Below are 6,230 nucleotides of genomic sequence, written 5' to 3' on the forward strand. Positions count from 1 at the left end.
TCCCCGTTCGCCGTCCGCCCCGGATAGCGCTGCGGCTGCGCGCCTCTCGACCCGCGCGGCGCATGAACAACAACCACCCCAAACAAGGAGACAGCCCCATGGGCAAGCGAATGTCCGCATTGTGCGGACTGGGCCTCGTATCGGCCGGCGCCTGCGCGCAAACCAGCCTCACGCTGTATGGCATCGCCGACGTGTACACCGAATTCCTCACCGGGCAGGCCGCGCCGGACGGCAAATCATCGGCATCGCTCGTGCGGATGGCGTCGGGCGGCAAGAGCGGTTCGCGCTGGGGCCTGAAGGGCGTCGAGAATCTCGGCGGCGGCTGGCAGGCGGCGTTTCGCGTCGAAAGCAGCATCAACCTGACCAACGGCACCGGTGCCGGCTCGGGCGGCTTCGACCGCTCCGCGTGGGTCGCACTGCAGCACGAGCGCTGGGGCGCACTGCGGCTCGGCCGCCAGTACACGACGCTGTTCGACATCATGGAGCGCTATTCGCCGACGGGCGCCTATTCGACGCTGTACGAGCCGGACGGCGCGATCGTCGGCATCAACTATCGCGAGAACAACGTCGTCAAATATCTGGCGAAGCTCGGCGCGATGACGCTCGAAACACACTACGCATTCGGCGGCACGGCGGGCGCGTTCCAGTCGAACGCCGCGTACGGCGCGGGCTTCGACTACGCCGGCGATGCGTTCTCGTTCGCCGCGGCGTTCGACGACGTCAACACCCCACAGCCCGGCGGCTTCGCGCATTTCCGCCGCTACGCCGCGTCCGCACTCGTGCCGCTCGGCCGCGCCCAACTGCTGGCCGGTGTCGAACACGCGCGCAGCGACATCGCCGCGCCGTCGGTCATGACGCACTTCACGTTCTGGTGGGCCGGCGTCCGCTACGCCGTCACCGATTTCCTGCAGGTGATCGGCGCGGTCTATTACGAACACATCCGTGCGCAGAATCCTGCCCATGCACCCGCGCCGGCGTCGCGTCCCGTCAGTCCGCAACAGGTCACGCTGCAGTTGAACTACTTCGTGTCGAAGACGGTGACGCTGTACCTGGCGGGCGGCTACGCGCATCGCGCCGCGCTCGATTTCGACAATGACAACTACAACTTCCTGCACTACTCGCTCGCCGCCGATCGCTCGGGCAGCGCGGGCGTCGCGCTCGGCCTGCGCAAGGCGTTCTGACATCGCCGCCCCCCACTTTCGGAGTCCAGAACCATGAACCGCCGCCATTTCCTTTCCGCCCTGACCGGCGCTGCGTTGACGCTGCCCGTCGTGCGCGCCCGCGCCGACGCATCACCTGCCGCCAGCGGCGCCGAGCGTGCCGACCTGCGCGCCACCGACCGGCCCGAACTCGCGCGGCAGCTCGCCGACTACGCAGCCGGGCTGCGGTATCGCGACCTCGACGCCGCGACCGTCGAGACGATCAAGGCGCATCTGATCGACGCACTCGGCTGCGCGATCGCCGCATATGACGAGCCGCCCGTGCGGATCGCGCGCAACGCGGCGCTCGCCTCGCCCGGCGGCATCGCGACCGTGATCGGGACGGACCGGCGCACGAGTCCCGATCTCGCCGCATTCGCCACCGGCACGGCGCTGCGCTACTTCGATTTCAACGATGCGTATGCCGGCAAGGAAACCGGCCATCCAAGCGACAACGTCGCCGCGTGCCTCGCGGTCGCCGAAGCGCAGCACGCCACCGGCCGCGACCTGATCCTGTCGATCGCGATCGCGTACGAAATCGCGTGCCGGCTGATGGACGCCGCCGCCATCAGCCCGCGCGGCTGGGACCACACCTGCTACAGCCTGCCCGCCGTCGCGCTCGCCACGGGGAAACTGATGCGCCTGCCCGCGCCGCAGCTCGTGCAGGCGGTCAACCTGTCGATCAACAGCCATCTCGCGCTGAACCAGACACGGGTGCAGCAATTGTCCAACTGGAAGGCGCTCGCCGACGCGGACGCGGCGCGCAACGCGGTGTTTTCGACCGAACTCGCCCGCGCCGGCCTCACCGGCCCCGCGCCGATCTTCGAGGGGACGGCCGGGTTCTTCGAGCGGGTATCCGGGCCGTTCACGCTCGATACGGGCGAATTCGGCGGGCGCGGCGGCACGTTCCGGATCGGCCGATGCTTCGTGAAGCTCTATCCCGCGCAAGGGCTCACGCAAACGGCGATTCCGGCCGCGCTCGCGGTCGCCGCCCAGGTCGGCGACCTGCGGCGCATCCGCCGCATCGAGATCCACACGACCGAAGTCGGCTACGTGACGGCCGGCCGCGATCCGGAGAAATGGGCGCCGTCGACCCACGAGACCGCCGATCACAGCCTGCCTTACATCGTCGCGCGGGCAATGCTCGACGGCGACATCACGACCCGAAGCTATGCGAGCGCCGCGCTGCGCGACCCGGCCTTGCGCGCGCTGATCGGAACCATCACGGTCAGCGCCGATCCGGCGCTGACGGCCCGCTATCCCGCGCATGCGCCGAATCGCGTGACGGCCGTGTGCGACGACGGCGCGGTGCATGCGAAGCAGGTGGACGACCTGCCGGGGTCGCCGACGCGACCGATGCAGCGCGACGACTACGAAGCGAAGTTCATGAAGAATTGCCGGCCGCACTGGAGCGCGGCACGGATGCGTGCCGCGCTCGATTATCTGTGGCGGCTCGACGAACAGCCCGACGTCGCGACGCTGCCGCCGCTGCTCGTCATGGGCTGACCCGTGCACCGTCGGCACCACGCGGCTTCACGCTCAGCCGACGCTGAACGCGTCCGCCGCGACGTCGTCCTCGAGCGACTCCGCGACCGCGACGATCATGCGACGCATCCACCCGTGCGCGTTGCTCGCATCGTACCGGTGATGCCAGTACAGCGACCACGTGACCGGCTCCATCGCGAGCGGCAGTTCGCGGATCACGAGGCGCGGATCGCCGAGGCTCAGCGCGTGCCGCTCCGACATGATCACCGCGTACGGCAGCGCATCGAGCATGTTCGGCACGACGAGCCAGTGCGGCACGTTGAGCACGATGCGGCGCTTGCAGCCCATGTTCGCGAGCAGGTTGTCGATCAGGCTGTGGTCGACCGGGTTGATCGATACGTTGAGGAAGTCGAGCGCGAGGAACCGCTCGAGCGTCAGCGGCTTGTCCGCGTCGGGATGCTTGCGGCTCAGCATGCAGACCAGCCGGTCGTGAAATACGGTTTCCGACGACAGCGTGCCGGCATGCTCGAGGCCCGCGCTGATCGCCATGTCGAGCCGCCCTGCCTCAAGCGCTTCGGCCGTCTTGGCCGCGCTCGGATGCACGACGTCCAGGCTGATATTCGGCGCCGCCGTGCGCATGCGCCGCAGCAATGCGGGCAGCAGAAGCAATTCGGTCAGATCCGACATGCGGACCGTGAAATGACGTTCCGATGTAAAAGGATGGAATTGATAATCCGATTCAAACAATTCTTCTATTTGTTGCATGATTTTCCGGACCGGCGAGATCAGCGCCTGCGCGCGCGGGGTCAGTTCCAGCCCTGCCGCGCCGCGCGCGAGGATTTCGTCATTGAACAGATACCGCAGGCGCGACAGCGCATTGCTGACGGCCGGCTGCGTCAGGCCGACCTTCAGGCCGGCGCGTGTCACCTGCTTCTCGGTCAGCAGCGCATCGAGTATGACCAGCAGGTTCAGGTCGATCGAACGTAGATTCATGATTGTGACCATCCACTAAACGGGTTAATCGCCCTCCCCGGCTCACGATTATCGCAATGGGGAATTCCCCTGATATTTAGTGCAATAAACGAGAATAGTCCAATCTTGACGTTTCGATATTTTTTATATACCTGCCGTCATTGATTCTGTTTTTGATTTAAATGACCCGTTTTCCAGGAATTTTTCTGAAAAACGAGTCAATCGAAATCAGCAATCGGTGGGTGGAAACGGTTCGCTCCGGCCATCGTGCGCGAACCGCTGCCTGCCCGCGTATCAGACCGTCGCGACCGGATTCACCGGCGCACCGACCAGGCCCCGGATATGCAGCGGGGGCGCGGTCAGCAGGAACCGGTTGCGCCGATGCGCACGCAACCAGTTCGCGAGCGGCGTCAGATGCCACAGCTCGCCGAGGTGGATGCCGAGCTTGAACAGGCACAGCTCGTGCAGCGGCATCAGCGCACCCGGCTGCGCGAGCGGCTGCGCCTGCTGCGGCCGCTCCTCGATTGCATGGTTGTCGGCCACGAGCGCGGCGAGCCGCGACTCGTCGATCCACTGCAGCAGGCGGGGGTCGCTGCTGTCCAGCACGCACGCACTCGCGACGGTCGCGGGCGAACCGCTCTCGTCGTTCAGCAGCAGATCGGCGAAACCGGTGTGAATGCAGACGATGTCGCCCTGCTCGACACGCACGTCGTCTTCTTCCATCACGCGCATCAGTTGCGCGTAGCCGACTTTCGTGCGGGCATCGCCGAAGTGATGCCGCAGGTCGATCAGCACGCCGCGCCCCTGCACGCCGGTCCGTGCCATCACCTCGATGCCGAGCGCGCGCGCGCCGCCGGTGGCGTCGCCTTCCTGCGGCACCCGCAGATGCTCGCCCATCCGGAAGCCGTTGTAGAACACGATCTCGGGCACGCCGTCGCCGTCCGCATCGAATACGCCGCCGACATGCGCGAGACCGTCCCATTGCGTCGAGAACTGCGAATGCATGCAGAACGAATCGTCGCAGACCACGTCGGTTGCGTTTGCAACCTGTTCATCCGCGCGATAACCGAAGTACGGCTTGCCGCCCAGCAACGCCGGCATGATCGCCGGCGGCCGGCGGCGCGCGTTCAGGCCGCCGCCGCGCGGCACGTCGAGCGGCAGGCTCAGCGAGAACGACAGGCCTTCGCGCACCTCGGCGACGCCCTGCCGCACGTTGTCCGGGGTCAGCCAGTTCAGCCGTCCTTTCTGGTCATCCGGACCGAAATCGCCCCAGTTCGAGCCGGGCGGCCGCTTGTTCCAGCGGGGTGTGCTCAAGATGGATCTCCTCCTTCCAGGTTCGCATGCGCGCCGGACGTCAACGCCGCCAGCCCGTCGAGCGGTGCGCCGTCGGCGAGCGCCTGCACCGCGTCGCGCAGTTCGAGCGCACGAGGCAGGCCGATCGTCGAACTCGCCGCGAGCACGAACTTCGCGACGAGTTCCTGTTCGGTCAGCGGCCGCGCATTGGTGCCCTTGCTCGACTCGACGCGCGCCTCGAGCACCTGTCCGTCGCGCCGTTCCACCCGCAGCACGGCGGGCAGGAAATGCGGGAACCGCTCGTCGCACCACGGATCGCCGACGCAGCGCACCTTCGCGGCCAGCGCACGGCGCGCGGGATCCCGCACGAGCTTGTCGTCGAAATCGTCGAACCAGACCCCGAGCCCGCCGCCGCCGAGCAGCGCGGCCGCTACGGTGTACGGCCCCGAGAATGCCGCCGCATACCCGTCCGGCGGGTTGGCCTTCAGCGCGGCGGGCTCGCCGATCGTACGCAGCGTCGACGTCGCGACCCGCAGCTCGGCGGACACGACGTCGTCGGCCGTCACGCCCTGCGCCTTCAACTGCAATGCCGCGTCGATGCCCGGATGCGTGAAGTGGTTGCACGGATACGGCTTGAAGATGATCCGGCTCGTCTCCCAGTCGACACCGAGTTCGCGCAGCACCGCGTCGACGTCGGCCAGCTCGCCGCACCACGCGCGGAAGAAGCCGAAGCGGCCTTCGAGCGCGGTCGGCGGCGCGGTCACGCCCGCGCTCGCCAGTTCCGCCGCGCTCACGCCCGCATGCGCGGCCCAGCCGCAGTGGATCCGCTTCACGGAGCCGCCGGTGCGATTCGCTTCGAGCAGGCCCGCGCCCATGCTCGCGGCAATGCCGAGCGCGGCGGCGATTTGCGCGGCGTCGAGCCCGAGCAGCATCGCCGCGGCCGCGGCGGCGCCGACCGTCCCGCAGATCGACGTCGCATGCTGGCCGCGCTCGAAGAACACCGAATTGCCGATCTGCGGGTTGTAGGCGGCCACGCCCAGCCGGATGCAGATCTCGGTGCCGACCGTGATTGCATCGAGCAACGCCGTGCCCGATGCGCCGCTCGCCTGCGCGGCGGCCAGCGCGGCCGGAATCACCGACGCGCTCGGATGCAGCACCGACAGCATGTGCGAATCGTCGAAATCCATCGCGTGCGCAAGCGTGCCGTTGACGAGCGCGGCGCTCGCGGCCGGCAGCCGGTCGGGCGCGCCGATCACGGTCGCCGGGCCGTTGCCGGCCCAG

The 6,230-nt window shown here is 67.8% G+C and carries 5 protein-coding genes; 2 read left to right on the plus strand and 3 right to left on the minus strand.

Translation table 11 applies throughout. The annotated features are described in order from the left end of the window. The first annotated feature begins 98 nt into the window (after nucleotides 1-98). Together G3N96_RS37260 and G3N96_RS37265 are read left to right on the plus strand one after the other, a co-directional pair. A complete protein-coding gene (locus G3N96_RS37260; RefSeq protein ID WP_206140328.1) occupies nucleotides 99-1,181 on the plus strand; it encodes a porin in 1,083 nt (360 codons plus the stop codon). A 33-nt stretch (nucleotides 1,182-1,214) separates the two neighbouring features. Further along, complete coding sequence (locus G3N96_RS37265) at nucleotides 1,215-2,705, plus strand: MmgE/PrpD family protein (RefSeq protein ID WP_206140329.1); 1,491 nt, start codon at nucleotides 1,215-1,217, stop codon at nucleotides 2,703-2,705. A gap of 33 nt (nucleotides 2,706-2,738) precedes the next feature. Here the strand turns inward: G3N96_RS37265 and G3N96_RS37270 are convergent, their stop codons facing one another. From G3N96_RS37270 to G3N96_RS37280, 3 genes are all read right to left on the minus strand, one after another. Continuing rightward, a complete protein-coding gene (locus G3N96_RS37270; RefSeq protein ID WP_124575761.1) occupies nucleotides 2,739-3,677 on the minus strand; it encodes a LysR family transcriptional regulator in 939 nt (312 codons plus the stop codon). 273 nt (nucleotides 3,678-3,950) lie between these two features. Next, nucleotides 3,951-4,970, minus strand: coding sequence for a cyclase family protein (locus tag G3N96_RS37275; protein WP_206140330.1), 1,020 nt, complete (start codon nucleotides 4,968-4,970; stop codon nucleotides 3,951-3,953). Continuing rightward, nucleotides 4,967-6,230: MmgE/PrpD family protein (locus G3N96_RS37280; RefSeq protein WP_206140331.1), on the minus strand; the 1,264-nt coding region annotated here is incomplete at its 5' end. The genes G3N96_RS37280 and G3N96_RS37275, both read right to left, overlap by 4 nt.

Origin of the sequence: Burkholderia sp. Se-20373, from assembly GCF_017104705.1 — a bacterium.
Classification (GTDB): domain Bacteria; phylum Pseudomonadota; class Gammaproteobacteria; order Burkholderiales; family Burkholderiaceae; genus Burkholderia.

What these genes read in the sequence shown, in the direction of transcription:
- G3N96_RS37265 (WP_206140329.1), top strand. Translation starts at nt 1,215, where the DNA reads ATGAACCGCCGCCATTTCCTTTCCGCCCTGACCGGCGCTGCGTTGACG.
- G3N96_RS37260 (WP_206140328.1), top strand. Translation starts at nt 99, where the DNA reads ATGGGCAAGCGAATGTCCGCATTGTGCGGACTGGGCCTCGTATCGGCC.
- G3N96_RS37270 (WP_124575761.1), bottom strand. Translation starts at nt 3,677, where the DNA reads ATGAATCTACGTTCGATCGACCTGAACCTGCTGGTCATACTCGATGCG.